Genomic DNA, 15419 nt, shown 5'->3' on the forward strand with positions numbered 1-15419 from the left:
AACGGTCTTCATAAAAGGGATGAGAACCGAAAGAGAATCAACGCAAGCAAATAACGGTCTTTATAAGAGGAATGAGAACCGAAAGTGATCATGCGTAAGCAAGCAACGGTCTATAAGCATTTACGGGCAGAAGGGTAGGTGGAAGATCATCCGATTGTAAAGTTCGAATTGATTAATAAATCATGAGATTCTTTTTTCTCTTTAGTCTCGGGGAAAAACTAAATGACACAAGCTAGTATCTCTGGAATAAGATACTAGCTTGAGAGTTTGTGATAGGTTTTAAGAATCTTCCGACTTTAAATTCAGAGACAAATTCTGGTCAATCCTCTAACCTTAACAAGTTCTTTTGAATTTTGCCAATAGATGTCCTTGGGAAGTCTTCAACGAATTTGTATATTTGAGGGATTTTAAAATATGATAATCTTTCTTGGCAGTATGTTTTCAGTTCATCTTTTGTTAGGTTTTTGTCCTTTGAAATTTTAACAAATGCAGCAACTGCTTCTTCTCTTAAATGATCTGGTACGGCAATAACGGCGCAGTCTTCCACATTAGGGTGATCGCGAATCACATTTTCCACTTCGATGGAGGATATATTTTCCCCGGCCCGTTTGATCATGTCCTTGCTTCTGTCTACAAACCAAATGTGACCACTTTCTTTATAATAGCCATTGTCTCCCGTGTACAGCCAGCCGGCCCTAAGGGTCTTGTTTGTGGCATCTGGATTCTTATAGTAGCCTTTCATTAAAGAAGGGGATTTGACGATAATTTCTCCAACTTGGTTAGGCCCGACTTCTTGTCCGTAGTCATCGACGATCTTCACCTCAAAGCCCAGCGCTGGCTTCCCGATTGAAACGATTCCGGTCGTTTCATCTATTATTCTTGGTTCATACAATGAGGTACAAACAGGCGTTGCGATTGTTTCCGTCATGCCATACCATTGAAACAATTTAACCCCAAAGCGCGATTCAAAATCATCCAATTCTTTTGCAGTAACAAACAAACCATAGCCTGCCTGTCTTAAAGTATGACTCCTTTCATTTGGATGTTTTTCGCATTGTAATAACATTTTAATAGCTGTAGCAACAAAGCTTGAAACAGTAGGTTGATATCGTTGGACTTGATCCCAAAAAGTAGAAGAGCTGAACCTTTTTAATAACACAATCGAACATCCTATGACCAAGGAAGCCATTGACGTATAGTATTGGGAGTTGGCATGAAATAAAGGCAGGAATACTAAGTATCGATCGTTAGGTGTCAGCCACTGGGTTCTAACGGAAGACTCCCCAGCAAAAATATAGTTCTCATGGGTAATTTCCACGCCTTTTGGTTTAGAGGTCGTTCCTGATGTATACATCATACAGCACACATCGTCAGGGCTAACTTCATCTTCGGGATCCTCTTTTGAAAAAACGGTCACAGTCTTCAACCATTTTTCATCTAAACTCACATCAAAGAGTAGATTCTTTGAGTGTACGACTTCCATTATTGTTTCTGAATACCATTCTTTCTCTCCGATAAATCCTATGGCATCCGAGTGGTCGATGAAATATTCAATTTCATATGGAGTAGAAGCGGTATTAATCGGAACAAGAACAGCTCCAATGGCACCACATGCAAACCAAAGGTAGTAAAATTCAGGTCGATTACTTATAAGAATAGCGACTTTGTCACCTTTTTTTACGTTTTTTGATTTAAGATAATTTGCTGTTTGAATAACAGTATCTAATAGATCCTCGTATGTTACGCAGTCATCTTCATAGTAAAGAAACACTTTTTTAGGATGCAGCTCTCTTTTTTCTTTGATTACATCAAATATCGTTTTTCTTCCAGTAATGATCATTTAGAAACCCCCTGTAGCAAGTCAAAATAACATGGGAATAAAGGTTACCCCGATAGCTGAAATGATAAATAGTATAAACATAGAAACTAGACAGTAGCCCCAAATATCTTTCAGACTTAATCCTGATAAGCCTAAAGCTGGTAATACAAAGAATGGTTGTAATAGATTTGTGACAAGGTCACCGATCGATACGGTATTAACAGCAACCGATACAGGAACCCCCAAAGCTTTTGCTGCATCAACCATGATCGGTCCCTGCACCTGCCATTGGCCTCCTGCGGATGGAACAAATATATTCAAAATAGCGGCAGAAAGGAAACTTAAGAACGGGAATGTAAATTCATTCGAAATCGCTACAACCCAATTTGAAATCACAACAGCTAAGCCTGAGCCCATCATCATCCCCATAATTCCGGCATAAAAAGGGAACTGGAGCGCAATTCCGCCAGCAGAAGGCATTCCTTCAATAATGGCATGTACATAGCTTCCTGGTGACCCGTGCAGGGCAAGACCCAAAATGAGAAAAGCAAAGTTTAAGATATTTAATTCAAGGTTGAACCCATTTTTGGAAAAATACATAAATAACCAAATAAGTCCAAGTGCAACAATGATGTAATTTAATAGTTTGCTATTGTTTAATCTGTCAGCAATCGTTCGTTGTTCCTTTACAAGACTTGTTTCTAAAGAAGCTGCTTGTTCGTCCTTTGACTGATACGGAATAACATCCTCAGAGTTTGGCATCATTTTAGTGTAAGCGTATATGACAGCTACCAATCCAACAATACCAACAAATAACATTGTAGGGCTGAAAATCGTTTGTGTTAATGGAATTAGTCCAATCTTGTCCTCTAAAGAGTGGCCTGGTGTGTTGACGAGGAGAGGGGCTGTTACGGTAATGCTTATTGGCAAAGTAGCGATTGTGGCCGTATAAGCAGCCGCAATTAAGATTCTAAAATCTGCAGCAGGTACATTTCTGGCAACTTCAATGGCAAACAAAGTTCCAAGAACAAAGCCTAACCCCCAGCTTAAATAACCCCCAACAGCTGCAACTAGCATGGTAATGATAATCGCGGACTTTTGTGTTTTTGGAATTTGTGCTCCTTTTTGAACCCATTTTTGAACGATCGGTGCCTTCACAAGAGCATAGCCAGTAATAATGATCAGCACCATTTGAGTTGTAAAGGCTAGGAATCCCCAAAATCCGTTATACCAATGTTCGACCATAGCAAAAAGGGACTCCCCTGTAATGGTCATTCCCATAAACATGACGATTAAAGTTAAGATAATGGCAAAAATAAATGCATCTGGTAAAAACTTTTCTACTCCCACTTTGAATCGTTGCGAAATAGCACGTAACATACATTTCCTCCTCACTAATTTTTTGAAAAACATAATTGAATTTGGTCTTGTATTATCTAAGGTGGAATTAGCTGTGTCAACTTTAACGCTGATGTATCAAGAACGCTTAGGGGTGTTAACGCTTTCATTATAGGGTTGACGGTCAACTTAATTGCTGTGAAAATATAATAGACTATAGTCTCTGAGATTAGTTTCGCAAACTATAGTATATTTGTCAATATATTTATAATTTTTTGAAAAAGGTGAAAATATGAACCTACGACAGCAAAAAACAATGGAAACGAAAAGAAAAATTCTAACCACTGCGATCAAATTATTTAATGAAAAAGGCTTTAGTCATGTGACAGTAGATGAGATTATTGAAAAAACGTCTACATCAAAAGGGGCATTTTATAATCATTTTAAGAGCAAACACGATATATTCCTTGAAAAGTTTAAAGAAATTGATCATTTTTATGTCAATGAAATCCTGCCTAAATTAAAACCTCTTAAAACAGCAGAAGCAAAACTAAAATATTTTTTATATTTGGAAATGGAATACATTGAAAAAGATTTAGGCTGGGATGTCACACGTACGATCTATGAGCAAGAGCTCAATACGGAAAGAGAAAGTTTCTTTCTAGATGAAAATCGACCGCTCTATCATATTTTGAAGAAAATTTTTGAAGAGGGACAAAAGAATGGTGAATTTCGCCAGGATCTCACATCTGAACGGTTGGTCGTGATGCTGTCCCGTGTAATAAGGGGATTTTTATATGACTGGAGCATCAAGAAGGGAAGTTTTTCTCTAGTAGACGAGCATATTGAACTTTTTAATATTGTGATTGAAGGGTTAATGAAAAGGTAAGGGATGGAGGGAAATTAAGGGCATGTCCCTTGGTAGGGTGAATTAATCCTGTAGGGAGATACACCCTTATTTTCTTCTGATTTAACACAATTAGCATTAACCTTTGGTCGATAATCCATATTATGCCTCTAATAAAATAGAGGCTCCAAGGACGGAGCAGGGCCTCACAAGCACTAATTAAACATTTCGATAATTTGACATATAATTCCCTCTTTTAGTGACTTATATCACGTTTGATTGTTTAAAAATTATTTACAATATTCTTAAGTTAATTAAAGGGGGAAGACAAATGTTAATCGCTTGGGTGCTTTCTATTCTTTTATTCGTAATCGGTATTGGTTCATCAGTTGTGATCATGGAAGGACTGAAAGAAAGAGATGAAGTTGATTTAGCAAATTTACAAGTGAATGCATTGCCTTTTAAAAATAAACAAACTACAAAGCGAGCAGGATAATGATATTGGATAATGAACAACATTTTGTAATGAAATCACCCCCGAATAGGACCATTCGGGGTTTTTCAATTTTATCAAAAAAAACTAGATAGAGAGAGTTATACCTGTTGTTAATCTGATTAGAGAATTAGATAAAAAATGGCAAATGTTTAAATTAACAATAAAAACATTATGTTAACTTCAATAAATTAGGTATCTAGCAATTCCTCAAGAAAGGCATACATACCTCGCAGACTTGAAAGGGGTCAGTATAGAAGAAATAAGGCAATATTGATATGCTTATTAATAAATGCATTAGATGAAGGTAGTGAAAAAACATGCTGCAGCAACTACAAAAAACAATCGACCGAGTCATAAAAGAAATATGGGTTTCAAATATATCTAAAGACTATGACTCTTATTATTTGCTTAAAGAAGATTCGCTAAAGAATGCACTTTATTATCATTTAAGGACTAAGCTTAACAAACTGTTAATTGAGAATAACTTGAGAATATACACAGAGTATCATTACAAAGGTTTTATTGCGGACCTTGCTATTGTAAAACTTACTGAAAATCCTGGTAACAATCATCATTTGAAAGATGATGTAGAGGCTGTTCTGGCAATCGTAGAAATTAAATATAAATCAGGTTGGAATGCTCAGCCGTTCATGGATGATATTCAAAAGATTAAGAGCTATTTAGAAAAAACACCTAAAGATACAGCACAATATTATCTTGGGTTTGTTCATGAGATAGAATATGAAAATATCGAGGGAGATTCTTGGTTAACGAAATCTCAGCAAAAATGGGCGAAAGGTAGATTGACAGAGATGTCCGGGCACTATATAGGCGATGAGATGGTCTGGAATGTTCTCTCTTATAATGGAATGAATGAGGATTTCGAGTGGAGATACCGTTTTACAAGAGAAGAGCTGGAAGATGCAGCTTCTAGTTTTAACGAGGCTAAATATTCCCATGAACTTTATCACCATTTTTTAGATGTCGTTAGTAGAGAAGAAGGTGTAACTGAAAACTTAAGAGATGCGGTGAAGTATTTAATCTATTGGAAACTTGGGAAGGTCTCCACAACAAGAACCTCAGCGAGCGAGGAAATAGAGATCGAAGGACACACCTTTTACGTTTCGGGCGGGACGGCTTCTCATAGTAATTTTATTGAAAAAGCAATAACAAAGGAAATGCTTAAATATGGATTGAAATTTCGAGATGGCCAACTATCTTATACAGAGTTTAAAGGGTTAGTGGCCCAATTGACAAAGACATCCATTGTATTGCCTGCATTTTTTATACATACTTGGAAACCTTCCGAATATCCGATCTTAGATGTAAAAGTGTGGAGAACTTACAAGTGGAACAAGGGTGACATGGTTAAAAAGTACACCAAACCGAATTCATGGAATCATTATGAGGAATATACCGATTTTTTTAGTGGTTTAGTTAAAGATTCGGATTTGGATTGGCGAAATGTTGATAAGGGATTATGGGGAATGTGTGATGGACTAAAAGAGGAATCTGTTGACTGAGGCGTTATAGATGTCGAGGGGAATCAATATTGAGTATTAGTGCCTGTACCTCACCGTAGTAAAGCATTACTGCAGTGGGGGACAGGCACTCAGTTTTGAGACCGTACCTATTATTATTTTAAAAAATTAGAATATTCAAAATTATAATTGACGGATAGTATGATTCGATTTACATTATAAATAGTAGTTATGGCAGAAGACAGGCTGATGACCAAAAGGAGATGGGAAATGGATGAACCAAGATGTAAGAAGTCGAAAAGAAAGTGCCAGTCTTTTATTAAAATGCATGAACGAAATGGAGAAGTATGATATTTCACCCGTTTTGGAAACAAATATGCCGGGGTGGCATACTCATCCTTCGTTAGGAATGGTTCATAACCATCGAAATTTTGAACAAAGCGGATATTATGCTCAAACACTTGTTATGTCTGAACATACCGGCGCCCATGTGGATGCTCCCATCCATATCCATGGAAAACTGGCGTCAATAGATGAAATCCCGATTGACGCCATGATAGGCCCTTATAAAAAATACGACATTACCTCCTATAAACCAAAGGCAGGAGAGCCGGTCACCTTGGAGATCCTGAAAGAAATTGAGGAACGAGACAATTTTAGACTGGAAAAAGGTGATATTGTTTTACTTGATTTTGGCTGGGATCAGTACTTTAAACCAGACAGCAAGGATCCCCATGAACGGGAATGGTGGGGGAAAAACGAACCTGGATTAACAGAGGAAGCGTGCAAATATTTTTATGAAGCTGGAATAAAGGCAGTAGGTTCAGATACACCTGCTGCGGATATTTGTATCGTAAACGGGAACATCATCAGCGCATTTGGACATGCCCAGTACTTTCTTCCAAACAACATTTTGATTTTGGAAGGCCTGCAAAATTTAAATAAAATCCCAATTGAGGGTGTCTTCCTGGCAACTCCATTAAAAATTAAGGGAGGTTCCGGTTCACCCATTCGGCCTATAGTGTTTGGCTAAGGTGCAGGCGTATTTAGAGCCAAAGTGCCGTAGTTTGCTAGCTCCCTTTACACTAAAGACCGAGACTCGTACCACATAATCGGGGTCACGCAAGCAAAACGTAAATATAATGATGCACGTTTTGCCGGCTGGCCCCTTTCTACTGGCTCATTTTTACTAAAAAATCACTGAGGGAAGGATGATAAAGATGGATTTCTCGTATACGGAAAAGGAAGAAGCATTTCGTAATGAACTTAGAACATGGTTGGAAGCAAATCTACCAGAAGGATGGTTGGATGGTACATACCCCTACCCTGCACTTGATAAAGAAAACGAAGCCTTTTTAAGAGACTGGCAGCGCAAATTATCTGAAGGAGGGTGGGCTGGAATTTCCTGGCCTGTTGAGTACGGGGGCAGAGGTGCAACTTTATTGGAAGAAGTGATATATGCACAGGAAATGGCTAGAGTTAATGCTCCTCCAGTGGTGAACTTTATCGGAACAGCCATGGTTGGCCCAACTCTCTTACAAATCGGAACAGAATACCAAAAGAAGAAATACGTTCCAAAGATATTAAATGGGGAAGAAATTTGGTGTCAAGGTTATTCTGAACCTAACGCAGGTTCTGACTTAGCCGCTCTTCAAACGAAAGCAGTCAAACAAGGAGATAAATGGGTTATTAATGGCCAGAAAATATGGACCAGCGTTGCTCATTTGGCAGATAAGTGTTTCTTGCTTGCAAGAACTGATAATACTGGGAAAAAGCACGAAGGAATTACTGCATTCCTCATCGATATGCATCAGCCGGGTGTAGAAGTTAGACCAATTCGCCAAATCAATGACAACTGTGAGTTTAATGAAGTGTTCTTTAATGATGCAATCGCTTATGATGTAGATGTAGTGGGAGAAGTCGGCCAGGGCTGGAAGGTTGGTTTGATTTTATTAAGCCATGAACGAGTAGGTGTGGCAGGAAATGTATTCAATCTTCAAAAGGTATTTGATGATTTGTGTGAGATGGCAAAGACATTGAAAAAGAATGGCCGCCCTCTTATCGAGGACCAGCTTGTCCGTCAGAAACTACTAGGTTTCCGTGCAAGAACTAGAGCACTTCTATTAAACTATTACCGTCATTTAACCAATACGATTCGCAACGGCCGTCCTGGTCCGGAAAGTTCCATGGATAAGCTTGCTTGGAGTGAATTGGGAAAGGAAATGCTCGGTTTTGGTGTATCCCTTCAAGGGGCAAAAGGGACATTATGGAAGGAAGATGCAGCGGTTAGTCCGGACTGGCACGTGACTTATTTGCGATCATTGGCGTATTCCATTGAAGGCGGTACTTCTGAAATTCAAAAGAATATTGTCGCTGAACGTATTCTTGGATTGCCAAAAGATATTAAACATTAAAATAGAACAGAATGACGGTTCCAACGGTTCATCTTGAAACGCTGGAATCGTCTCTTTGTTTTCCTTAAAAGATAGGAAGATTGGTACCTGTCCCTCATCATAGTAAAGCATTACTGTAGTGGGGGACAGGTACTGATTTTCAGGATTAATTATATAGGTAATATTATTTTATATAATCATTTCCCGTATTGAATCAGGCGTTTGAATATTACTAATATGATCGTTCCTCTGCTTATGAATCGGTTTAGCAGACAAAGTGTTGATTTCCATGTGTAAGAAAAATAAGCGGAAAAATTCCGCTTAAATTGGGAAATATCCATATTTCCCTAAGAATAAGGGCAGTTTTTCCACTTATATGATCAAATCCTTTGTATTTTGCGATAATTGGAGAAGATAAAGGGAATTTCTACGCTTATCTCTGATTAAAAGCTCCCCCTATATACATTAAGGGGAAATTCTCCCCCTATGAATTCTCCAAACCCATTGAAGCGGGGGACAGGCACTGAATTTAACATAATAATAAAGTTAATCATTGACATAATTGGTTTGTTATAGCTAATATAGAGAAAGTTTAATAGAGTTTTAGATAGGTGCTAGACATACGTTAAAGATGGCTAGCTAAAAGGGAAGTTCGGTGAAATTCCGACATGGTTCCCGCCACTGTAATTCGGAGCAACATGCAGGATGTCACTGCTTTTTTAAAAAAAAGCGGGAAGGCGCAAGTTGTGTAGATGATAAGTCAGGAGACCTGCCTATTTAAATATCACTGATAAACCTACGGGAGATTAGGAAGGTGGTTAGTTTGCTGATAAAATTTTGTCATTTTTTAGACATTACCTTTTTATCTTCCTAGGCATTTCTGACCTCTTTCATGGTCAGAAGTGCCTTTTTATTTTGAATTATTAGGGGGAGAAAAAATGAAGAATAGGTCCAAAAGCTGGACTGCTTGGTTCGTAATGGCTCTATGCATCATGATGTTAGTTGGATGTTCATCAAATGAAAATCAAGCAGCTAAAAACAGTCAAGAAGAAGCTGAAAAGTCTGCAACTTTAGCGTTTACCTGGAGCCCATCTGGTTTAGATCCGCATAGTGGAGACAGCTGGGAGGTCATGCGATCAGGCACTGCAGAAACCTTAATTAAGTTGAGTGAAGAGTTAGCCCCTGTACCTTGGCTCGCCAAATCGTGGGAGCAAGTGGATGCTACAACATGGGTATTTCACCTTCAAGAAAATGTAACCTTCCATAATGGAAAAGTCATGGATGCAGCTGCGGTGAAGAATTCTTTACAGCGTGCCATTGAAAATAATCCAGGAACAAATGATTTATTAAAAATACAATCAATGGAAGCATTATCTGAAACAGAGTTAAAAATTGTCACAACGGAAATAAATGCTGCTCTCGTCTCAAACTTAGCGGACCCTGGAACGATTGTCGTCGATGTAGATTCTCTAGAAAAAGAGGATAGCTATCCAGCATTTACAGGTGCCTATATGGTCGAGCAATTTAACCAAGACGAGTCTCTCATTGTCAAACGTTATGAAGATTATTGGGGAGAGAAAGCAAAGCTAGATCAAGTAACGATTAAGTTTATTACAGACGGAAATACGCGTTTAATGGCTTTACAATCTGGAGATGTTGATGGTGCAACCGATATTTCAGTTGACAACATTGAAGTTTTAGAAAAAAATGATCAATTTAAAGTTTTAACAGCTAAATCATTACGCACACATTTGGTGATGTACAATATGGAATCACCTATATTTAAGAAATTAGCTGTGCGAAAAGCGGTTGATTCCCTCATTCCACGCCAAGAAATTGTGGAATCTGTTATGAAAGGTCAAGGAACGGCAGGAGTTGGACCTTTCTCACCAGTATTACCATTTGGAAAATTAACTGAAACAAAAGAGGATGTATCTGTTGACAAGCTTATGCAGGAAGATGGTTGGACCAAGAACGCCGATGGGATGTGGGAAAAGGACGGTAACGTATTTGAAGCCACTCTTTTGTCTTTTCCACAACGGCCTGAGCTAACGGTTATGGCAGAGGTTATTCAAAGCGAGTTACTCCAACAAGGAATGAAAGTAAACATTCGCGAAGTAGAAAATATTGATGCAGTACTAGCAGAAGAAGAGTGGGATTTAGCGATGTATAGTATGCTGACAGCTCATACTGGCAGTCCCTACTTTTTCTTAGAAATTTTCTTTAAATCAGACAGCTCTTCTAACATGAACCATTTTTCTTCGCAAACGGTCGATGCTTTGATTAATGAACTACATCAGACGACTGATACGGAAAAGAGCACGGCATTAGCGATTAGAATTCAAGAGGAAGTTGGAAAAGAAATACCACACTCCTACATTGTTTATCCCAATACTGTATTTGCAGTAAGAGATGAATTGAAGGGCTTTGAGGCTTTTCCAATTGAATACTATTATAATCATGCACATGTCGATAAAGACTAATTCTGCTCCATGGGTAAATTCGTATTTGAGCATCTATTTCAATTGGTTCTTGTTATTTTTTGTGTAGCGACACTTACCTTTTTATTAATTCGATTTTCTCCGGGAGATCCGGCAACCATCATGTTAAAAGCCAATGGAGTTCCTGCTTCTGATGAAGCGATTTCCGCTTTACGTGGTGAATTAGGGTTAACAAATTCTATTGGCAGTCAATATTTGGAGTGGTTACAGCAAATATTCACTGGGCAGTGGGGCGAGTCATTTGTTTCAGGAAAGCCTGTCATAAGCGAGTTGTTTATGAGATTACCAGCTACATTGGAGCTGGCATTCGCGGGACTTGGCGTCATGTTTGCTGTCACCTTGGTTTTAGGAATATCAACAGCTGTGTATGAACAGGGTGCAGTCGATAAAATAGGGCGTGTTTTAGCACTTCTAGGCTCAGCAATTCCCACATTTTGGCTAGGGTTCTTATGTATATACATTTTCTCTGTTCACTTAGGATGGCTGCCATCCATGGGAAGGAGTAATTGGAAGAATTTAATTTTACCAGCAACAACCCTGGGGCTTGGTCTAGGTACAGTATACGCGCGTGTTTTACGTGCGCATATGCTGGACATGCTGCAGCAGCCATTTGTAAAAGCATCTAGGGCAAGAGGGATATCGACAAATAGAATACTAGTGTTTCAAGTGTTGAAGCATGCTTTATTGCCTATTGTCACAATGGCTGGCACAAGCTTTGCCTTTATGTTAGGCGGCAGTATTATGGTAGAAACGATTTTTTCGTGGCCGGGATTAGGACAATATGTGATCGAGTCTATTAAAATGCGGGATTATCCGGTCATACAAGGGTACGTTGTTTTTGCGGCCATTTTATTTGTAGGTATTCATTTGTTAATAGATTTAATTTATTTAATCCTTGATCCACGGTTAAGGGCCCGATAGGAGGAGGCTGATGATGTTGAAGAGATTGCAACAAGTAAATAAAGGTTTACTTGCAGGAGTCGCGATCCTAATTGGTTTCTTTTTGCTAGGGTTATTTGCTCCATGGATTGCGCCCCACGATCCTTTAATCGTGAATTTGGCTGCTAGATTACAGTCTCCGAGCTGGACTTATCCGTTTGGTACAGATCAACTTGGGCGTTGTATCTTATCTCGAATTATCTATGGCGTTCGAATCAGTGTTACCTCGGCTTTGGTCATTATGTTCCTCACGCTTTTGATTAGTATTCCGATTGCATTATTCACGGGTTATGTTCGCGGCCGTTCAGATCATATGGTGATGAGGATCATTGATAGCGCTTTAGCCATTCCGGATATTGTACTAACGATTGCGATTGTAGGTTTACTTGGTCCTGGCTTGGTGAATATGGTTATCGCGATTGTCGTCGTTCGCTGGGCAAGCTATGTACGCTTTATCCGCAGTCTCGTTGTAAAAATATCTCAAGAAGAATATATCCTTTCAGCAAGAATGGCCGGCAATTCTCATTTTCGCATCTTAAAACGATACGTACTTCCTCAAATAGGAATGCCTGTTTTGGTTTTTAGTGCCTTAGATATGGGGAAAATTGTTTTGAATATTGCTGGTCTTTCCTTTTTAGGATTAGGCTCACAGCCTCCAACACCTGAATGGGGGGCAATGTTAAATGATGCAACGGGCTATTTTCAAATCTCTCCATATGTGATGTTATTCCCAGGATTAGCCATTGTTTTGTTTGTCCTAGCTTGTCAGTTAGTCAGTGAAAGTCTGGGGAAATACGAACAAATTGCTGTAGGTAAGGAGGCATAATATGCAGGTAAGAAGCCCCTTATTAAAGGTTGAACATATAGAAATTACATATAAGCATAGGCAGCAGAAAAAAGTCATTATTCAAGACGTATCATTCACGTTATATCAGGGAGAAATGGTCGCCTTGACTGGTAAAAGTGGTGCGGGTAAAAGCATTGTCTCGCATGCATTGGTTGGATTGCTAGACAAAGGGTTAAGTGTAACAAAAGGTCAAATCCTATTTGAAGGTCAGAATATCTTGCAATTCAATGAAAAGCAATTAGAAAAATTAAGAAGAGATCATATTACCTTGATGATTCAACATTCCTTAAACGGATTAGATCCCATCCGGCTCGTAAAAAAGCAGATGCTCGAGACAATCAGACATAGATCGTTAGGTTCGAAAAAGAATAGAGAGCAGTTCTTACACTATTGGTTGGCTGAAGTTGGTTTTCATGAACCTGATGAAATTCTTCATTCATACCCGTTTGAGTTAAGCGGAGGTATGAGGCAGCGAGTATTATTAGCGATGATCTTAAGTTTACAGCCGAAAATATTAATTGCGGACGAGCCGACAACGGCGCTTGATGCCGTGAATCGTGAAAGAGTATTAAGGTTATTAAAACACCTGCAACGTAATTTAGGATTAACGGTTCTTCTGATTTCCCATGATGATCATAGTGTGAAAAAGTATGCTGATCGTGTCGTTCAGATGAATGAAGGGGGGTTACTTCTATGACTCTGCTAGAATTAAAGAACGTGACAAAAGAATATCCTTTACGGCGGAGAAGAGGACAGCTAAAGAAAAAAGCCGCCGTTAACAATGTTAGTTTCACAATTGCAAAAGGTGAGAGTGTGGCGCTTGTTGGTGAAAGCGGCAGCGGAAAAAGCACGCTTGCAAAATTAATTATGAAGATGGAGAAACTAACTTCCGGGCAGATTTTATGGAATGGGCACAATATTCATTCAAAACAATTGAATGCTTTAACACTTTATAAAAACATTCAAATGGTACTGCAAGATTCCTCCTCATCATTGCATCCTAGAATGCGAGTGGAAGAAATACTATTAGAGCCCATTCACAATTTTTTTCCAGATAAAAAGAATGATGTTGAAGAATGTCTGAAACTATTGCATTTAGTTGGTTTGGACGCGTCATATATGAAGCGGTCTCCTAATCAATTAAGCGGCGGGCAAAAACAGCGAGTTTGTATTGCTAAAGCACTGGCGGTTCAGCCGGAACTGATTATATTTGATGAATCGATTGCAAGCTTAGATCGATATTCACAAGTTTCCATTCTGGAAATGCTGAAAAGGATCCAAAAACAAGTCGGACCAAGTTATCTTTTTATTACACATGATTTAGAGTCTGCTATCCAACTTTGTGATCGTGCAGCCGTCATGTACCAAGGGGAAATTGTAGAGACCTTCACCCATTGGGAGCGAGAGCTGCTGAGACATCCATATTCAAAACTACTCTTTGATACGATGGATTTTGATCATAAGGAAGGAAAGGTTGCAGCCATTTGACGACATAATAAATCGGAGGGAAAGAATATGTCAATTTTACTAGATATCAAGAATAGAAGAGCCATCAGGGACTATGATGGACAAGAAGTAGAGGATGAAAAAATCTACAAACTGCTGGAAGCAGCAACATGGGCACCAAACGATAGAATGAGAGAGCCTTGGACATTTTATGTTGTAAAAGGTGACGCTAAGAGAAAATATAACCAGCTGGCAGAGGATTACTTAAAAGAACGTTTTCCTACAAAACCTAATTTAATCGAGAGCTCATTAAAGGTAGTTAAAAATACTCCCGTCCAAATTATTGTAACGAGCGATATTATTCCAGGTGATGAGGATGCGACAAAAGATAATGAATTTGCTGTCTGCTGTGCGATTCATGCAATGTGGCTTGCAGCTCATGAATTAGGTCTGGGCTTTGTATGGAGGACAAGAGGGGTAGGGCTGGTTCATGACGAACGTCTCTATCAGTTTATTGGATCGCCAGAACATAAAAAAGTGATTGGAAATCTATTTATTGGATACCCAGATCCTGAGGCTCTAAAGAAAGCAAAAACCCCCACTCGTACATCATTCGAAGAGAAAACCATTTGGTTGGGGGATTCGCAATGACTAAATCAAAAGGATTATTACTGGTTTATACAGGGGATGGAAAAGGGAAAACCACGGCAGCCCTTGGTCTTGCCATAAGAGCACTTGGACGAGGAAAGCGGGTACTTATGATACAATTCATTAAATCACCCCAGCGTACATATGGTGAGAAAATAATATTCGATAAACTAGGTATTGATATGTATCAGATGGGAGTTGGCTTCACTTGGACAAAAACTCCGGAAGAGCATCGTGAAGCACTTCAAAAAGCATGGGCTTTTACAAAGGAAAAAGTTATGTCTGGAAACTATGATGTCGTCATATTAGATGAACTTAATAATGCATTAGCCATTGATCGCTTTCCGATTGAAGATGTTTTGCCTTTGCATGAGGTATTAGACCTGATTGGGCAGCGTCCAGAATCCATGCATTTGGTCATTACGGGACGATCAGCCAAACAAGAAATCATAGAAGTTGCCGACCTGGTTAGTGAAATTCAAGCAACCAAGCATTATTATGATGAGGGGATTCCTGCCGTTTTGGGCGTGGAGTTTTAATAGGAACACCTCTAAGAAAATAGAAGTAATGATTGCCCTCTTTTAAAATAAGCATTTCAGACATCTTAAGCGGTCAGAAATGCTTTTTTAATCTCATATATTATAGCTTCAAAAGCTAAAGGCAG

General features: G+C 38.9%; 14 protein-coding genes and 1 riboswitch. Of the genes, 12 read left to right on the forward strand and 2 right to left on the reverse strand.

Annotated features, from left to right (window positions below):
* Positions 1-319: 319 nt before the first annotated feature.
* Positions 320-1840, reverse strand: a complete 1521-nt coding sequence (locus CZ487_RS11745) for a class I adenylate-forming enzyme family protein (RefSeq protein ID WP_077212348.1) — start codon at positions 1838-1840, stop codon at positions 320-322.
* A 21-nt stretch (positions 1841-1861) separates the two neighbouring features.
* Complete coding sequence (locus tag CZ487_RS11750) at positions 1862-3199, reverse strand: short-chain fatty acid transporter (RefSeq protein ID WP_077212349.1); 1338 nt, start codon at positions 3197-3199, stop codon at positions 1862-1864.
* Between the two features lie 250 nt (positions 3200-3449).
* Between CZ487_RS11750 and CZ487_RS11755 the strand changes: the two genes are divergently transcribed.
* The 12 genes from CZ487_RS11755 (at position 3450) to cobO (ending at position 15294) form a co-directional block, all read left to right on the forward strand.
* Entirely contained in the window at positions 3450-4046 is a 597-nt protein-coding gene (locus CZ487_RS11755; RefSeq protein ID WP_077212350.1) for a TetR/AcrR family transcriptional regulator, read from the forward strand.
* A gap of 289 nt (positions 4047-4335) precedes the next feature.
* Positions 4336-4500: a hypothetical protein gene (locus tag CZ487_RS26615; protein ID WP_154676030.1), complete on the forward strand. Its 165-nt coding sequence runs from the start codon at positions 4336-4338 to the stop codon at positions 4498-4500.
* A gap of 317 nt (positions 4501-4817) precedes the next feature.
* Positions 4818-6023 carry a hypothetical protein gene (locus tag CZ487_RS11760; protein ID WP_077212351.1) on the forward strand — a complete coding sequence of 402 codons (1206 nt, stop codon included), beginning with the start codon at positions 4818-4820 and terminating at the stop codon, positions 6021-6023.
* A 232-nt stretch (positions 6024-6255) separates the two neighbouring features.
* Positions 6256-7014: a cyclase family protein gene (locus CZ487_RS11765; protein ID WP_202617828.1), complete on the forward strand. Its 759-nt coding sequence runs from the start codon at positions 6256-6258 to the stop codon at positions 7012-7014.
* A 187-nt stretch (positions 7015-7201) separates the two neighbouring features.
* A complete protein-coding gene (locus tag CZ487_RS11770) occupies positions 7202-8395 on the forward strand; it encodes an acyl-CoA dehydrogenase family protein (protein WP_077212352.1) in 1194 nt (397 codons plus the stop codon).
* 571 nt (positions 8396-8966) lie between these two features.
* Positions 8967-9165: riboswitch (cobalamin riboswitch) on the forward strand.
* A gap of 147 nt (positions 9166-9312) precedes the next feature.
* On the forward strand, positions 9313-10857 hold the full coding sequence (locus tag CZ487_RS11775) for an ABC transporter substrate-binding protein (RefSeq protein WP_077212353.1): 1545 nt from the start codon (positions 9313-9315) through the stop codon (positions 10855-10857).
* A gap of 9 nt (positions 10858-10866) precedes the next feature.
* Positions 10867-11796, forward strand: coding sequence for a nickel ABC transporter permease (gene nikB / locus CZ487_RS11780; protein WP_077212354.1), 930 nt, complete (start codon positions 10867-10869; stop codon positions 11794-11796).
* A gap of 13 nt (positions 11797-11809) precedes the next feature.
* A complete protein-coding gene (gene nikC, locus CZ487_RS11785; RefSeq protein WP_139339633.1) occupies positions 11810-12640 on the forward strand; it encodes a nickel transporter permease in 831 nt (276 codons plus the stop codon).
* 1 nt (position 12641) lies between these two features.
* A complete protein-coding gene (locus CZ487_RS11790; RefSeq protein ID WP_077212355.1) occupies positions 12642-13358 on the forward strand; it encodes an ATP-binding cassette domain-containing protein in 717 nt (238 codons plus the stop codon).
* Positions 13355-14149 (forward strand): ABC transporter ATP-binding protein, encoded by a 795-nt coding sequence (locus tag CZ487_RS11795; RefSeq protein WP_077212356.1) that lies wholly within the window; start codon positions 13355-13357, stop codon positions 14147-14149. Before CZ487_RS11790 ends, CZ487_RS11795 begins: the two co-directional genes overlap by 4 nt.
* Before the next feature lie 27 nt (positions 14150-14176).
* On the forward strand, positions 14177-14758 hold the full coding sequence (locus tag CZ487_RS11800; protein WP_077212357.1) for a nitroreductase family protein: 582 nt from the start codon (positions 14177-14179) through the stop codon (positions 14756-14758).
* A complete protein-coding gene (gene cobO / locus CZ487_RS11805; protein ID WP_077212358.1) occupies positions 14755-15294 on the forward strand; it encodes a cob(I)yrinic acid a,c-diamide adenosyltransferase in 540 nt (179 codons plus the stop codon). Before CZ487_RS11800 ends, cobO begins: the two co-directional genes overlap by 4 nt.
* The last annotated feature ends 125 nt before the right edge of the window (positions 15295-15419 follow it).

Origin of the sequence: Robertmurraya dakarensis (assembly GCF_900156875.1) — a bacterium.
In the GTDB taxonomy this organism is placed as follows: domain Bacteria; phylum Bacillota; class Bacilli; order Bacillales; family Cytobacillaceae; genus Robertmurraya; species Robertmurraya dakarensis.

Bases quoted from the DNA above. Each gene is read 5' to 3' on its own strand.
- CZ487_RS11765 (WP_202617828.1), top strand. From the start codon at position 6,256: ATGAACCAAGATGTAAGAAGTCGAAAAGAAAGTGCCAGTCTTTTATTA.
- CZ487_RS11755 (WP_077212350.1), top strand. From the start codon at position 3,450: ATGAACCTACGACAGCAAAAAACAATGGAAACGAAAAGAAAAATTCTA.
- CZ487_RS11750 (WP_077212349.1), bottom strand. From the start codon at position 3,199: ATGTTACGTGCTATTTCGCAACGATTCAAAGTGGGAGTAGAAAAGTTT.
- CZ487_RS11800 (WP_077212357.1), top strand. From the start codon at position 14,177: ATGTCAATTTTACTAGATATCAAGAATAGAAGAGCCATCAGGGACTAT.
- CZ487_RS26615 (WP_154676030.1), top strand. From the start codon at position 4,336: ATGTTAATCGCTTGGGTGCTTTCTATTCTTTTATTCGTAATCGGTATT.
- CZ487_RS11745 (WP_077212348.1), bottom strand. From the start codon at position 1,840: ATGATCATTACTGGAAGAAAAACGATATTTGATGTAATCAAAGAAAAA.
- CZ487_RS11790 (WP_077212355.1), top strand. From the start codon at position 12,642: ATGCAGGTAAGAAGCCCCTTATTAAAGGTTGAACATATAGAAATTACA.
- CZ487_RS11795 (WP_077212356.1), top strand. From the start codon at position 13,355: ATGACTCTGCTAGAATTAAAGAACGTGACAAAAGAATATCCTTTACGG.
- nikC (WP_139339633.1), top strand. From the start codon at position 11,810: ATGTTGAAGAGATTGCAACAAGTAAATAAAGGTTTACTTGCAGGAGTC.
- CZ487_RS11760 (WP_077212351.1), top strand. From the start codon at position 4,818: ATGCTGCAGCAACTACAAAAAACAATCGACCGAGTCATAAAAGAAATA.
- CZ487_RS11775 (WP_077212353.1), top strand. From the start codon at position 9,313: ATGAAGAATAGGTCCAAAAGCTGGACTGCTTGGTTCGTAATGGCTCTA.
- nikB (WP_077212354.1), top strand. From the start codon at position 10,867: ATGGGTAAATTCGTATTTGAGCATCTATTTCAATTGGTTCTTGTTATT.
- CZ487_RS11770 (WP_077212352.1), top strand. From the start codon at position 7,202: ATGGATTTCTCGTATACGGAAAAGGAAGAAGCATTTCGTAATGAACTT.
- cobO (WP_077212358.1), top strand. From the start codon at position 14,755: ATGACTAAATCAAAAGGATTATTACTGGTTTATACAGGGGATGGAAAA.